The organism is Nocardia colli, from assembly GCF_008704205.1.
GTDB lineage: Bacteria > Actinomycetota > Actinomycetes > Mycobacteriales > Mycobacteriaceae > Nocardia > Nocardia colli.
The window spans coordinates 699,555-714,370 of sequence record NZ_VXLC01000003.1 but is presented as its reverse complement, the minus strand read 5'-3'; the positions used below and the strand labels follow the sequence as shown (position 1 = coordinate 714,370).

Below are 14,816 nucleotides of genomic sequence, written 5' to 3'. Positions count from 1 at the left end.
GGGAGATCTGCCATGGCGGTTGGTTCACGCGACGAGCGACTACAGCGCCGAATCGCGCAATTGTTTGCCGACGACGAACAGATCAAGGCCGCGCGGCCGATCGAGGCGGTAGCCGCGGCCATGCGGGAACCCGAGAAGCGGATGACCGAGGTCGTTGCCACGGCGATGGCCGGGTATGCCGATCGGCCCGCGGTCGGTCAGCGAGCGTTCGAGGTGGTCACCGACGAGGTGACCGGGGCTAGTTCGGTGCGGTTGCTGCCGAGGTTCGAGACCATCACCTATGGCGAATTGTGGCGGCGGGTCGGTGCGGTGGCGACAGCCTGGCAAAACGACCCCGAAAAGCCTTTGCACGCAGGCGATTTCATCGCACTGCTCGGCTTCACCAGCACCGACTATCTGACCCTCGACCTGGCCATCATGCATATGGGTGCGGTCACCGTGCCGTTGCAGGCCAGCGCGGCGGTCTCCCAGCTGACCTCGATTCTCACCGAGACCGAGCCGCGCCTGCTCGCCTCGACGCCGGATCATCTCGAGGCGGCTGTCGACTGCCTGCTCGCGGGCACCTCGCCCGAGCGTCTGGTGGTGTTCGACTACCACTCCGAAGACGACGCGCAGCGTGCGGCGGTCGAATCCGCCCGTCAGCGCCTTGCCGATGCGGGTAGTTCGGTAACCGTCGAGCCGCTCGCCGACGTGCTCGCGCGGGGCAGCGCACTGCCGCAGGCCCCGTTGTTCGTCCCGGACCCCGACGACGACCCGATCGCCCTGCTCATCTACACCTCGGGCAGCACGGGCACGCCGAAGGGCGCGATCTACACCGAACGCCTGGCGCGGGCGGGCTGGCAGGGTCTGGCCACCGGCGTCGGCATCAATCTGAACTACATGCCGATGAGTCACATCGCCGGCCGCCTGTCGTTGATCGGCGTGCTGGCCCGCGGCGGCACCGCGTATTTCGCGGCCAAGAGCGACATGTCGACGCTGTTCGAGGACATCGCCTTGGTTCGGCCTACCGAGGCATTCTTCGTTCCGCGCGTGTGCGACATGATCTTTCAGCGCTACCGCAGCGAGATGGACCGGCGCTCCGGCGTCGGCGTCGACCTCGAGGCGCTCGAGCAAGAGGTGAAAACCGAACTGCGGCAGGACTATCTGGGCGGACGGCTGCTCGGTGTGATCGCCGGCAGCGCGCCACTGTCCGCGGAGATGCGGTCGTTCATGGAGTCCGTGCTCGACGTACAGCTGCACGATGGTTACGGCTCGACCGAGGCCGGTGCGGGCATCCTGATGGACAATCGGATCCAGCGACCGCTGGTCACCGAGTACAAGCTGGTCGACGTGCCGGAACTCGGCTACTTCCGGACCGATCAACCGTATCCGCGCGGTGAGTTCCTGGTGAAGGCGAAGACCCAGATCCCCGGGTACTACAAGCGCCCCGACATCACCGCGGAGATCTTCGACGAGGACGGCTTCTACCGGACCGGCGACATCGTGGCCGAGCTCGGACCCGATGAGCTGGTGTACGTCGATCGGCGCAACAACGTGCTCAAGCTGTCGCAGGGCGAGTTCGTGACGGTCGCCAATCTCGAGGCGGTGTTCGCGAGCAGCCCGCTGATCCGCCAGATCTACATTTACGGCAGCAGCGAGCGCTCCTACCTGGTCGCGGTGATCGTGCCCACCGAGGCCGCGCTGCGCGACACCGACCCCGACGCCTTGAAAACCGCACTGGCCGAATCGATTCAGCAGCTGGCCAAGGGCGCGGACCTGCAGTCGTACGAGATTCCGCGCGAATTCCTGATCGAGACCGAGCCGTTCACCATGGAGAACGGGCTGCTCTCCGGAATCGCGAAGTTGTTGCGCCCCAAGCTGAAGGAGCGCTACGGGGAACGCCTCGAGCAGATCTACACCGATCACGCGGCCCGGCAGAGCGACGAAATGCTGGAGCTGCGCCGCGAAGCCGCGACCCGTCCGGTGCTCGACACGGTGAGCCACGCGGCGCGCGCCCTGCTCGGCATCGCCTCCACCGAACTACGGCCCGACGCGCACTTCACCGATCTCGGCGGCGATTCACTTTCGGCGCTGTCGTTTTCGAACCTGCTCAACGAGACCTTCGGCGTCGAGGTGCCGGTCGGCGTGATCATCAGCTCGGCGAACAACCTCCGGGAGATCGCGAAATACATCGAGGCCGAACAGGATTCGGGCGCGAAGCGGCCCACCGTCACCTCGGTGCACGGCGCCAGCCCGGAGATCCGCGCCGCCGACCTCACCCTGGACAAGTTCATCGATGCGCGAACCCTGGCCGCCGCCAACACGATTCCCGCCGCTCCGCTGCCCGCGCAGACGGTCCTGCTGACCGGCGCGAACGGTTACCTCGGCCGCTTCCTCTGCCTGGAGTGGCTGGAGCGGCTGGACCGGACCGGCGGAAAGCTGATCTGCATCGTGCGCGGCAGCGACGCGGCCGCGGCCCGCAAACGCCTGGATGCGGCGTTCGACAGCGGCGATCCGACACTCGTCGCGCACTACCGGGAACTGGCCGCCCGGAACCTCGAGGTGCTGGCCGGCGACATCGGCGACCCGGATCTCGGTCTGGACGAAGCGACCTGGCAACGGCTCGCCGAGACGGTCGACCTGATCGTCCACCCGGCCGCGCTGGTCAATCACGTTCTCCCGTATGGGCAGCTGTTCGGGCCGAATGTGGTCGGCACCGCCGAGATCATCCGCCTGGCCATCACCGCGCGGCGCAAGCCGGTCACGTACCTGTCGACCGTCGGTGTGGCGGATCAGGTCGATCCTTCGGTGTTCGAGGAGGACAGCGACATTCGCGAGATGAGCGCGGTCCGCACCGTGCGCGAGGGGTATGCCAACGGCTACGGCAACAGCAAGTGGGCCGGCGAGGTCCTGCTGCGCGAGGCGCACGACCTGTGCGGGCTGCCGGTCGCGGTGTTCCGTTCGGACATGATCCTGGCCGACCGTCGCTACGCCGGACAACTCAATGTCCCCGACGTGTTCACCCGCCTCATCCTGAGCATCGCCGCCACCGGCATCGCCCCGTACTCGTTCTACACAACCGACGCCGCCGGCAACCGTCAGCGTGCGCACTACGACGGTCTCCCCGCCGATTTCACCGCCGAGGCGATCACCACCCTCGGCATCCAGGCCACCGAAGGTTTCCAGACCTACGATGCCTGGAACCCGCACGACGACGGCATCTCGCTGGACGAATTCGTCGACTGGATGATCGATTCCGGCCGTCCCATTCAGCGGATCACCGACTACGCCGAGTGGTTCGCGCGCTTCGAAACGGCCATCCGCGCGCTACCGGAGAAGCAGCGTCAGGCGTCGGTCCTGCCGCTGCTCGACGCCTACCGGCATCAGCGTGCGCCGATCCGCGGCTCGCTACTGCCCGCCAAGAAGTTCCAGGCAGCGGTGCAAGCCGCGGGTATCGGGCCGGAGAAGGACATCCCGCACCTGACCGAAGCACTGATCGACAAGTACGTCACCGACCTGCAACTGCTCCACCTGCTCTGAGCGGTTACGCCGCCGCGCGGACCTCGTCGGCGACTTCGAGGCCCGCGCGGCGGCGGAACAGGACGATGGTCGCGCCGATGAGCACGATCGCGTAGACGATGACGAAGCTGTTGATCAGCAGTTGCGCGCCCGGCCACCATGGCGGGAACAGGAACAGGCCGACGACCACGTAGTTGGGGTCGTACTCCCAGGTCCACGCGCCGATCGAGACGAAAAGCGTTGCGGCGACCAGCCACCAGGCCCAGTGGGACTGCGCTCGGTGCACGAGGTAGACGAACAGGGGGACGAACCAGACCCAGTGGTGGTCCCAGGAGAACGGGGATACCGCGCAGGCGGTGAGGCCGGCCAGGGTTACCGCGAGCAGTGTTTCGCCGTGGCGGAAGAGTCCGACGGTGATCGCCAGGCTGACCAGGGTGACGGTGCCGGCGATGAGCAGCCACAGCCAGACCGGTGCCGGGTGGTGGGTCAGGTGGGCGATGGCGCCGCGGATGGATTGATTCGACGGGTGCATGTCGTCGGCAATGCGATTGGACTGGAAGAAGGTCGAGGTCCAGTACTGCCGGGAGTCGGCGGGGAGCACGATCCAGGCCAGCACGATCGAGGCGACGAACGCGCCCACCGCGGTGCCGGCCGAACGCCATTGGCGCAGTGCGAGGAACTGCACGACGAAGTAGGCGGGGACGAGTTTGATGCCCGCGGCGATGCCGACGCCGATGCCGCGCAGCCTGCTGCGGTCGATGCGGGAGAAGTCCCACAAGACCAGCAGCATCAGCATCAGGTTGATCTGGCCGTAGAACAGGGTGGTGCGGACCGGTTCGATGAACGCGAGGGTGATCGCCAGCAGGGCGCTGATGGCGGCGAGCTGGCGGTTGATCCGGTAGCCGAGGATGCGCCAGCTCAGTAGGACGCAGCCGAAGAGCACCAGCAGATTCAAGATCAGCCAGGTGTCGGCGACCCACCGCCACGGAATCGCGACGATGGGGATGAAGGCGATGGTCGAGAAGGGCGTGTAGGTGTACAGGAGCCCAGCAATGGTCGGCTCGGTGTAGAGCGGCAGTCCGTGCAGGATGCGCCAGGCGCCGTCCCGGTATACGTGCACGTCCAGCCCGCCGTCCAGGATGCCTGCCCGGTCCAGCCACGGGTCGACCGTGGTGAACAGCAGGATCACCGCCAGAGCGGCACTCGCGGCCAGTATGAAAAGTGTTGGGCCCGTGCGTGGAAACTCCAGCATCCGGGACTTGGGCACAAGTGATCAACTTACCGAATAACTCGAGCGGGAGCACGCCCCGAACTCCCGGGGGCCGGGGCGGTGCTCGAATTGTTACCGCTACCAGGTGATTTGTCGGGTGTGCGACATGCCACGCCGCCCTATACCCGGGCTGGTCCGGGGAAGAACCGGTTGGTGCGCGCCTGATAGTCGCGGTAGTCGGGACGCTTCTGCACGCTGTAGTACTCGGCGGGGACGGCGCCGGTGTAGAAGACCAGGCACCAGTACATGGTGGCCGAACAGCCGAGCAACCCGATGACCAGCCAGATCCCGGTGTAGATGTTCGTCCGGCCGAGATGGTCGACGAGTTCGGGTAGGCACATGATGACCACCGCGTTCCACTGCATCCATTGGAAGAAGTAGTTCGGGTGCCGGCTGTACTTCCACAGCCCGGTATCGCAGCTGTGCTTGACGCCCGCCCGTTTCGCGGCCGCGCCGAAGCGCAGCTTCTGCATGTCCGCAGTGGATTCCAGAATCCAGGAACCGGCCCAGGCCGCCAGTCCGACGATGCTGAGCACGCCGAAGGACGGGTTGTCGGTGGAGACCGCGAGCGCGGCGGGTACCGCGAGCACCGTGCAGTTCGCCCAGCCCTGCACCATTACTTCGGCGACCAGGTCCACGCGCTCGCTGCCGAGCGACGTGCGCCGCCAGCGCAACCGCTGGAACCGATACCGCGGTAGTTCCTTGTCGAATTCGCCGGTGCGCCAGAGGGCTACCGCGGCGAGTCCCATCCGGGCTCCGACGACCAGGTAGAAGCAGGCGATCGCGCCAACGAACAGCGAGAAGTCGCCGAACGCCAGCACTTCCACGCCCAGCACGACCAGGCCCCACGGCCACGCGATGTCGACGTAGGTCATCCGGCGGGTGCGCCACGCCGGAACGCATGCGACGGCGATGAACAACACCAGCTGCGCTACCGCGTTGACGATCGCGAACGTGCGGATGTTCTCGTCGACCAGCATCGCGATGAACAACGGGACGCAGACCACGGAGGAAAGGAACCGCCGGATCGGTTGTCGGGTCGTGGAGTCGGCCACTGAGCCTCCTGGTTCGGGTGCTCAGAGATTATTCCAAGTCGATCGACTTAACAAGTCGGTCGACGGGTTTTGCTATGCTGGGCCGGTGAGCAGCGCGAAGCGGACACAGGCCGAGCGGCGGACCGGAACCGTCGCCGCACTGCTCGACGCCACCGTGGCCAGCCTGATCGAGGTCGGTTACGCGGGCACCTCCACCCGCAGCGTCGCCGAGCGGGCCGGCGTGAGCCAGGGTGCGCAGCAGTACTACTTTCCGTCGAAGGCGACGCTGGTCGACGCGGCGATGGCCCGGCTCGGGGAGCAGCTGTTCGGTGAGTTCGTCACGACACCCGCGCCGGGATCCAGCGAACGCGAGGTCGCCGCGGTGCTGCTGGATCGGCTGTGGCGGTTGCACTGCCTGCCCATCGCCCCCGCGGTGCTCGAGCTGTTCAACGTCGCCCGCACGGACAGCGAGATCGCGCGCAGCGCAGTCGAACTGACCACCGTCGGCATGGACAGTTTCCGCAGGCAGGCCAGGGCGGCTCTGCCCACCTACGCCGCGGCCGCGGGCTTCGAGAGTCTGCTGGACATGGCCGTGGCGACCGTCCGCGGCGTCGCGCTCGTGGCCGCGATTCCCGGCGCGGCGCCGGAATGGTCGGACTGGACCGCGATTCGCGAGCACATACTGAGCAGCCTCGACGCACTCGTCGAACCTCGGCGCTAAAACGGGTACTAGCAGCACCTGGATACCGCTACCGATTTACGGCACGATCAGTGGATGACCGATGTGCTCGATGTGCGGGCGGTGCGCAAAGCGCGCCGCGCGGAACTGGGGACCTTCCTGAAGTCGCGGCGGGCCAAGATCTCCCCGGACGACGTCGGGCTGCCACCCGGACCGCGCCGCCGCACACCGGGATTGCGCCGCGAAGAAGTCGCGCAGCTGTCCGGCATCGGCGTCACCTGGTATACCTGGCTCGAGCAAGGCCGCCAGATCAACGTCAGCGTCCAGGTGCTCGACGCGGTCGCCCGGACACTGGCCCTCGACGACGCCGAACGCGGGCATCTCTACCGCCTCGCCGAGGTGCCGACCGTGCCGAGCCCGCACACGAACAGCGCACTGCCGGAAGAGATGCAGACCATCCTCGACCACCTTGCGCCACTACCCGCCGCGGTGCTCAGCGCGCGGTACGACGTGCTGGCCTTCAACGAGTCCTACGCCGCACTGTGCCCAGGGTTTCTGCTGGGGGAGCGCAATGTCGCTCGCCGGGTATTCCTCACCCCGCAGTGCTGCAACACCTACAAGCACTGCTGGGACGACCTGCGCCGTATGGTCGCGTACCTGCGCGGCGCCTACGCGAAGAACCTCGACGACCCGACCTGGCAGGAGTTCATCGAGGAAATGTGCACCGCCAGCACCGATTTCGCCACCCTGTGGGCCCGCAACGACGTCGCGATCCCGGCCAACCGGATCAAGCAGATCCGCAACCTCGCCGTCGGCCAGCTGGAAATGGTCATCACCAGCATGTCGATCCCCGCGGTCGCCGGCGCCTGGGTGCAGATCTACACCCCGACCGACGAAACCCAATGGGCCCAACTGCGTTTGCTACTCGCGATGTCCCCCGAGGAACAGCACGAGCCCTGGGCCGAACACCGCAGGCAGTACCACTCTGTGCCTACTGCGGTGTGACCCGGTGGCGCGGGAAGCGCTTGCGCACCGAGTCGATGTAGATCTCGCGAGAGGTAGGTCCGCCGAAGCGAAGCCGGTCGTACTCGGTGAACGCGGGCTCCAGCGCGTCGAGTTCGTCGATCAACGCGTGCAGGCGGTCGTACCACTCGGGCGAGCCGACATCCAGCTCATTCGTGGCGGCGTCGATCGCGCTGGTCAGGAAGTCTTTGCGTTGAATGTTGGTGGGCCGCACCGAGTGCAGGCACACGTATTGCCCGCTGAGATACGCGTTCCACTCCTGCCGGCCGAGTTCCGGATCGGGCCAGCGGGCGGTGAACCAGGCTTCGAGCCGGTCCACCCCGCCTGCCGCCTCGGCTAGGGCGAACAGGTCGCGCGGCACCATCTCGGCGCCGTCGGAGCGCAGGTACCCCGGAATCGGCAAGTGCCGCGCCAACATCAGCCGGCGGGTCTCGTCGGCGTCGCGGCCCAGCGCCGCGCACAGTTCATCGAGTACGACGAACTGTGCGCTGACATAGGCATCGTCGGCGGCCGTCATCGGATGGTCGCCGTTGACCTCGCGAAACCGTTCGGCGAGTTGCCGCCTCGGGTCGTCCTCCGGCATGCGCCGCCCTCCGTCACCCGCCCGGGGCCCTCCCAGAGCGTGCCCGCATGCTACCGACTGGAACCTATTGCGGTGCCTGGAAGCCGCCGATCTTCTGTTCCAGCAACTCGGCCAGGCGCAGTGGGGTGCGGTCTTCGAACATCGGGCCGATGAGCTGCACGCCGACCGGCAGGCCCTCGGGGGATAGGCCGGTCGGGATGGCGGTGGCGGGCAGGCCGGGCATGGTGGCCAGACCGGCCCAGGCGAACTGGTCGAGGAACGGGTATTCGACGCCGTCGATGTCGATCTTCCGTTCGCCGACACCCTTTTCGTGGTCGTGCGGGAACGCGGGCGTCGCGGTGATCGGGCTGACCACGGCGTCGAATTCGGCGAAGAGCTGCCGCCAGCCGTGCCGGTGCTGCTCGCGGCGGTTGTTCGCCTGGGTCCAGTCGCGATGGCTGAACACCATGCCGCGCAACCACATCGACGCGAGACCCTGTTCGTCCGCATTCAGTCCGGCTGCGTGGGCTCGCAGTTGCTCGTAGCGCTCTGCGGGAAAATTCGAGGCGAGGTTCGCACCCAGTAGTTGCACATAAAGCGTCGCTGCCTCGGTCGGATCGGGCAGCAGCGGGGTGTGTCGTTCGACCTTCGCACCCGCGTCGACCAGCGCGCCTGCCACCCGGTTCACGCCTGCCCGGACAGCGGACGAGGTCGGAATGAGGGGATGCTCGTCGAGGACCAAGACCCGGAAGTCGCCGAGTTGGTCGTGGCGCGCGGGTGGCAGTGCCAAGTCGTAGGCGACGCCGCGCGTGAGCGGGTCCGGTCCGGCCATCACGTCCAGCAGGAGGGTGAGGTCGCGGGCGGTGCGGGCCATCGGGCCGACGACGGCGAGATCATGGTCGGTCGGGAAGGCGGGCGCGGGCGGCGGGACCATGCCGCGAATCGCCACCAGCCCGAGGGTCGGCTTGTGCGCGTAGACGCCGCAGAAATGTGCAGGGGTGCGCAGCGATCCGGCGATGTCGGAAGCGATGGACAGCGCGCCGAATCCGGATGCGAGGGCTGCCGCCGAGCCGCCGGAGGATCCACCCGGCGTGCGGTCGTGGTCCCACGGGTTGCTGGTGGTGCCGTAGATCTCGTTGTAGCTCTGGAGATCTTGCAGCATGAGCGGCACATTGGTCTTGCCGAGGATCACCGCGCCGGCGGCCTTGATCCGCGCGACCTGTACCGCGTCCTCGGCCGGCACGTAGTCCTTGAACTGCGGCATGCCCCAGGTCGTGGGCAGTCCGGCCATGTTGTAGGACTCCTTGACCGTCACCGGAATGCCGAGCAGCGGGCCGTCCTCGCCGCGTGCACGCGCCTCGTCCGCGGCCCGTGCGGCGGTCCGAGCGTTGTCGAAGTCCCGCACGCAGATCGCGTTGATTGCCTTGTCGTCCCGCTCGATCCGAGCGATCGCCTCCTCGGTCAGTTCGACCGAGGTCACCTCGCCAGCGCGAAAGGCGGCCGAAAGCTCCTCGGCCGCACGAAAACTCCACTCCATTGAATCGACCATACCGGCGGATTCCGGGTGGCCGATTCCATGGCGCACGGAATCGGGCGGGTGCCGCGCGTCGTCGTGGAACGCGTAGCCGAGCGGGCATTCCACCAGGGCGTATAGGCCGACAATGGCACGCGCTCGTTCGGCCACCGAAGTCGGCCCACCGCAGGTCACTGCCTGCGGTGGGCCGCTTCACCAACTGTGAGCGCAAACTGCCGCTCGTTGCAGCAGTACGGCGATCAGCCCGCGGCGGAGGTCTTACCGATCTGCACGATCGGAAGCACCAGCGCGGCAGGCGCATTCGCGGGCACAACCGGCTTCGCCGGCGCGACCGGAGCGATCTGCTGGTAGGCAGTACCCAGCTCGGGCCGGGTATCCACTTCACCCTTGTTCGGCCAGTACGCGGCGGCGCGCTCGGCCTGCGCGGTGATGGTGAGCGACGGGTTCACGCCGAGGTTGGCTGAGACGGCCGCACCGTCGACGACGCTGAGCGTCGGATAGCCGTAGACGCGGTGGTACCCGTCGATCACGCCGTGGTCCGCATCAGCACCGATCACCGCACCGCCGAGGAAGTGCGCGGTGAGGGGAATGTTGAAGATCTCGCCCCAACTGCCGCCCGCGATGCCGCCGATCTTGGCGGCCACCCGGCGGGTGACGTCGTTGCCCACCGGAATCCAGGTCGGATTCGGTTCGCCGTGACCCTGTTTGCTGGTCAGCTTGCGACCGAACACCCCGCGCTTGGTGTAGGTGGTGATCGAGTTGTCCAGGTGCTGCATGACCAGCGAGATGATGGTCCGCTCGCTCCAGTCTTTGGTGCTGAGGAAGCTCAGCAGGTCCATCGGACGGCGCAGCAGGATGCCGAGGAAGCGCAGCCAGCGCGGAATCCGGCCGCCGCCGTCCACCATCAGCGTCTGCAACAGGCCCATCGCGTTGGAGCCCTTGCCGTACCGGACCGGCTCGATGTGCGTGTCCGGCGTCGGGTGGATGGACGAGGTGATCGCGACGCCCTTGGTGAAATCGACACCGGGCGTGACCTTTTTGGTCGCCGCACCGACGATCGACTCGGAGTTGGTGCGGGTCAGCTGGCCGAGCCGATCCGAAAGCTCCGGCAGCGCGCCCTTGTCCCGCATGGCGAACAGCAGTTGCTGCGTGCCCCGGGTGCCCGCGGCGAGCACCACGTGCGCGGCGCTGAAGGTCTTGGGCTGCTTGCGCACCCACGCGCCGGTGCGGGCGGTGGACACGTCCCAGGTGCCGTCCGGATGCGGGCGCAGGTCGGTCACGGTGGTCATCGGAATGACTTGCGCCCCGGCCTTTTCCGCGAGATAGAGGTAGTTCTTCACGAGCGTGTTCTTGGCGCCGAACTTGCAGCCGACCATGCAGTCGCCGCATTCGACGCAGCCGGTCCGTTCGGGACCGACGCCGCCGAAGTACGGGTCCGCCACGGTCTTTCCGGGTTCGCCGAAGAACACGCCGACCGGGGTCTGCACGAACGTGTCGCCGACTCCGAGGTCGTCGGCGACCTGCTTGAACACCTCGTCGGCCGGGGTCATGTGCGGGTTGCGCACCACGCCGAGCATCTTCTGCGCGCGCTCGTAATACGGCGCGAGTTCGGTCTGCCAGTCGGTGATGTCGCGCCACTGCGCGTCCCGGAAGAACGGCTCCGGTGGCACGTACAGCGTGTTCGCGTAGTTCAGCGATCCGCCGCCGACCCCGGCGCCGCCGAGGATGAGGACGTCGCGCAGCAGATGGATGCGCTGGATGCCGTAGCAGCCGAGCTTCGGCGCCCAGAGGAACTTCTTCAGCTCCCAGCTGTTCTTCGGCAGCTCGTCGTCGGCGAACCGCTGGCCCGCCTCGAGCACGCCGACTTTGTAGCCCTTCTCGACCAGCCGGAGTGCGGTGACGCTGCCGCCGAACCCAGATCCGACGATGAGGACGTCGAAGTCCGTTGCTCGCTGGTCCATAGGAAGCTCCTCGATCGGGTCGCCAGTGACTCGGCTAACACTACTACTCAGTAGGTTGTGCGCCGAACCAGGGCGGGTGCCCAGGATTTGGTCCGGCGGCACCCGCATTCCCGCGCTCAGGACTGCGATTTCCACCAGGGGTGGTGGCGACGGCCTCGTCGAGCGGAGTGGGGCGCAGGCCGAGCTTGCGCTCGCTGTCGGTGGAGTCGAGGGTAGCGCCCCCCGAATTCTCAAGAGCAGTGCTCACTGTTGTTGACAACGCTCTCTGGGTATTGCACCGTGAACACATGCCGACGACCCCGCGCGCCCGAGCAAGGGCTCAGACCATGAACGACATAGTCCGCATCGGCCGCGAACATCTGGCCACGGACGGTGCCGCGGCGCTCTCGCTCCGCGCGGTCGCCCGCGATCTCGGCGTCGTCTCCTCGGCCGTCTACCGCTACGTCAGCAGCCGCGACGAACTACTCACCCTGCTCGTCGTCGACGGCTACAACGACCTCGGCGACGCCGTCGACACCGCGCTGGCGGACGCGCCCGACGACCCGATCGAGCAGCTGCGGGTCCTCGGCCGCACCGTGCGCCGCTGGGCGCACGCCGAACCTGCCCGCTACGGGCTGCTTTTCGGCACCCCGGTCCCCGGCTACGACGCCCCCGCCGACCAAACCATGGCCCCCGGCACCCGGGTCATCATCACCCTGCAATCCCTCTTCGACCGCGCCTACCGCGCGGACCGACTCCGGCCCCCCGCTACCGAGGTTCGCGTAACATCGCCCCTCGCAACAAGTTTCGCCCAGATCCGCACCGAACTGAACGTAGACATCCCCGACTGGCTCATCGTCCGCGGCGTCACCTTCTGGGCCAGCCTCTTCGGCGCCGTCAGCGCCGACCTCTTCGACATGTACGGCACCGAAACCTTCGCCGACCGCGACGAACTCTTCGAACTCCAACTCGACGGCTTACTCGAAATGCTCGGCCACCGCCCAAACCCCTGACCCCGCAGCCCGTTTCATTCTCTCCCCATCAACCCAAGGACGCGACGCCGCAATCACTCCCCGCGTCGCCAAGTGCGTCTAACCCCCTCGCCAACGGGACCTGACGGCGCCATCACTCGCACTGTGCCACAGCTTTGCCCCGCTCGGCACTTACGTCTGCACCGAACGGGACCTAGGAGCGGCGAAACACGAGTCGCGCCGCTGTCGGGTCCCATCCGCCGTCGACATCTCCGCCGAGTTACTGGCCGCCGCCATGCCCCGTCTGCATATCGCTGGCGGTGGCCGGTTCTCCTAGTTCGTTTGGGCACATTGACCTTCGCCGCCCGGAACGCGCGCGTGGCCCGTTCCCCGTTCGCGTCGTCGCCGAGCGGGACATGGCGGCGGTAAATCACGAGTAGCCCCGCCGTCATGTCCCATTCGGTGTCTGCTTCTTCGCCGAACGGGACATCACAGTGGGCCTACTCGCTCTTTGCCGCTGTCATGTCCCGGTCGGTGGTCACCTGGCTACCGGTTGCTCGCCGCTCGGGGCATGAGGGCGGTGGTTTTTGTCGTCGGTTGGGGAGGTCAATTGCGGTCAGTCTTCGCTGCTGAGGCGATTGCCGAGGAAGCGCAGGAGGGCGGGGTCTTCGGAGGTGAATCGGTCGACTTCTTGACCGCCGGTGCATTCGAAGAGGCCGATGGTCACCTGGTCCGGCCGGCGGGAGAGGACGCGCCAGAGGGCGCCGGAATCCTGCCAGCGCTGGAGGATCGCTGTGGGGTCTGCGGTCATCGGGGGACGGTGACCGGGTCGAGGCAGCTGGCCGCGGCGTCGACGAAGGAGCACGGTTGGGGTGCTCGGGTGGGGCGGTAGTCGGGCGGGACGCCGCCGGCCTGGGTGATCGCGGTGTAGGCGGGGACGGCGTCGGTGGGTCTGCGGGTGAGCGTGGGGTCGGTCAGGACGTCGACGGTGTAGAGGCCGAAACGTGGGGTGTAGGAACCCCATTCGTAGTTGTCGGTGAGGCTCCAGTAGTTGTAGCCGATGACGTTCATGCCGTCGGATTTGGCGCGTTGCAGCCAGTAGATGGTGTCGCGGAGGTTGTCGGCGCGCGTGTAACCGTCGGCTCGGGGTGCGCCGTTCTCGGTCGGCATGCCGTTTTCGACTATGTAGAGCGGCTTTCCGGGGTACTGGCGGGTGTAGTGCTGGAGGGCGTAGTAGATGCCTTCGGGCTGGAGGGGCTGGGTCCACAGGCGTTCGAAGTCGGGCGGACCGGCCCGCAGGGACTCGGGGGAGAGGCCGTAGTAGTAGTCGATGCCGATGTAGTCGAGCCGGGCGTCGATCTTGTCGAGCAGCGGCTTGTTGATCAGGTCCTCGCCGGTGGGGATGTAGGCGACGTTGCTGGTGACCTGCGCGCCGGGCTGCACGGCATGGATGTAGTCGTAGATACGGTTGTGCGCCTGGGCGATCCGGTCGTGCATCGCGGGTATGTCGGCCGGCGAGATGCCGCCCTTCTGCAGCTCGTTGACGAGGTAGAAGGTCGGCTCGTTGAAGGTGACCCACAGCGGGTCGGCCGCGGCGTAACGGTCGACGAGGGCGCGGGCGTTGGCGAGCCAGTCCTCGACGATGCCCGGGTTGCGCCAGCCGCCGCGGTCGACCGCCCAGCCGGGATAGACCCAGTGGTCGATGGTGAGCATCGGTTGCATGCCTGCCGCGGTGATGGCGGCGATGACGTTGTCGTAGAAGCGGAGCCCGTTCTCGTCCCACTCGCCGGGCCGCGGTTGCACGCGCGCCCATTCGAGGCCGATCCGGTAGACCTGCACGCCGAGCTGTGCGGCCAGGGCGATATCGGAGCGGTAGCGGGTGCAGAAGTCGATCGAATCACCGTAGGGGTCATGGGTTTTGCCGCCGGCGACGTAGCGCGACCAGTTGCTGTCGGGCGCATGGCCTTCGGACTGGTACCCGGATGCGGCGACACCCCAGCGGAAGTCGGCGCCGAGCGGAGCGACCTGTGCGGGTGATTCCGGCCGGGCGGCGCTGGTGGCGGTGCTGCCGACGACGAGCACAGCGGTGGCGGCCGCGAGGATGGCCAAGACGTGGCGATGGCGTGCTGATCGCATCGGACTCCTGTTCAACCGGGGTGACCGGGGCCATGGACCTGGGGGACAGCGTAACTGGTCGTATGTCCGTTTTAGGGGGATCTGCGGCGGTGGGTTGTCGGGGAAGTGGGAGAGGTGCGAGGCAGGGATGCTGTTTGTGGGGGTAGGGGAGTGGCTGCGGTTCTGTAGG

The 14,816-nt window shown here is 67.1% G+C and carries 11 protein-coding genes; 4 read left to right on the top strand and 7 right to left on the bottom strand.

The window, feature by feature from the left end; genetic code table 11:
- The first annotated feature begins 12 nt into the window (after nucleotides 1-12).
- Entirely contained in the window at nucleotides 13-3,519 is a 3,507-nt protein-coding gene (gene car / locus F3087_RS10000) for a carboxylic acid reductase (RefSeq protein WP_150401547.1), read from the top strand.
- 4 nt (nucleotides 3,520-3,523) lie between these two features.
- Here the strand turns inward: car and F3087_RS09995 are convergent, their stop codons facing one another.
- Nucleotides 3,524-4,765, bottom strand: a complete 1,242-nt coding sequence (locus F3087_RS09995; protein ID WP_223884964.1) for a glycosyltransferase 87 family protein — start codon at nucleotides 4,763-4,765, stop codon at nucleotides 3,524-3,526.
- 122 nt (nucleotides 4,766-4,887) lie between these two features.
- Entirely contained in the window at nucleotides 4,888-5,823 is a 936-nt protein-coding gene (locus tag F3087_RS09990; RefSeq protein ID WP_191093878.1) for a DUF1295 domain-containing protein, read from the bottom strand.
- Between the two features lie 85 nt (nucleotides 5,824-5,908).
- On the opposite strand from F3087_RS09990, the gene F3087_RS09985 reads away from it, so the two are divergent.
- Nucleotides 5,909-6,523 carry a TetR/AcrR family transcriptional regulator gene (locus tag F3087_RS09985; RefSeq protein ID WP_191093877.1) on the top strand — a complete coding sequence of 205 codons (615 nt, stop codon included), beginning with the start codon at nucleotides 5,909-5,911 and terminating at the stop codon, nucleotides 6,521-6,523.
- Nucleotides 6,524-6,577: 54 nt separating this feature from the next.
- A complete protein-coding gene (locus F3087_RS09980) occupies nucleotides 6,578-7,486 on the top strand; it encodes a helix-turn-helix transcriptional regulator (protein ID WP_150401544.1) in 909 nt (302 codons plus the stop codon).
- Here F3087_RS09980 and F3087_RS09975 read toward each other — a convergent pair.
- The 3 genes from F3087_RS09975 to F3087_RS09965 all read right to left on the bottom strand — a co-directional run bounded on the left by F3087_RS09975 (nucleotide 7,473) and on the right by F3087_RS09965 (nucleotide 11,561).
- Entirely contained in the window at nucleotides 7,473-8,087 is a 615-nt protein-coding gene (locus F3087_RS09975; RefSeq protein ID WP_150401543.1) for a DUF6058 family natural product biosynthesis protein, read from the bottom strand. The genes F3087_RS09980 and F3087_RS09975 overlap by 14 nt on opposite strands.
- 64 nt (nucleotides 8,088-8,151) lie before the next feature.
- The gene (locus F3087_RS09970; protein ID WP_150401542.1) at nucleotides 8,152-9,603 is read right to left on the bottom strand and encodes an amidase; all 1,452 of its coding nucleotides are present in this window, start codon (nucleotides 9,601-9,603) and stop codon (nucleotides 8,152-8,154) included.
- Nucleotides 9,604-9,839: 236 nt separating this feature from the next.
- The gene (locus F3087_RS09965; RefSeq protein WP_150401541.1) at nucleotides 9,840-11,561 is read right to left on the bottom strand and encodes a GMC oxidoreductase; all 1,722 of its coding nucleotides are present in this window, start codon (nucleotides 11,559-11,561) and stop codon (nucleotides 9,840-9,842) included.
- A gap of 287 nt (nucleotides 11,562-11,848) precedes the next feature.
- On the opposite strand from F3087_RS09965, the gene F3087_RS09960 reads away from it, so the two are divergent.
- The gene (locus F3087_RS09960) at nucleotides 11,849-12,553 is read left to right on the top strand and encodes a TetR/AcrR family transcriptional regulator (protein ID WP_150401540.1); all 705 of its coding nucleotides are present in this window, start codon (nucleotides 11,849-11,851) and stop codon (nucleotides 12,551-12,553) included.
- 574 nt (nucleotides 12,554-13,127) lie between these two features.
- Here F3087_RS09960 and F3087_RS09955 read toward each other — a convergent pair.
- Together F3087_RS09955 and F3087_RS09950 are read right to left on the bottom strand one after the other, a co-directional pair.
- The gene (locus F3087_RS09955; protein WP_150401539.1) at nucleotides 13,128-13,322 is read right to left on the bottom strand and encodes a hypothetical protein; all 195 of its coding nucleotides are present in this window, start codon (nucleotides 13,320-13,322) and stop codon (nucleotides 13,128-13,130) included.
- The gene (locus tag F3087_RS09950; protein WP_150401538.1) at nucleotides 13,319-14,647 is read right to left on the bottom strand and encodes a family 1 glycosylhydrolase; all 1,329 of its coding nucleotides are present in this window, start codon (nucleotides 14,645-14,647) and stop codon (nucleotides 13,319-13,321) included. Before F3087_RS09950 ends, F3087_RS09955 begins: the two co-directional genes overlap by 4 nt.
- Nucleotides 14,648-14,816 lie beyond the last annotated feature (169 nt).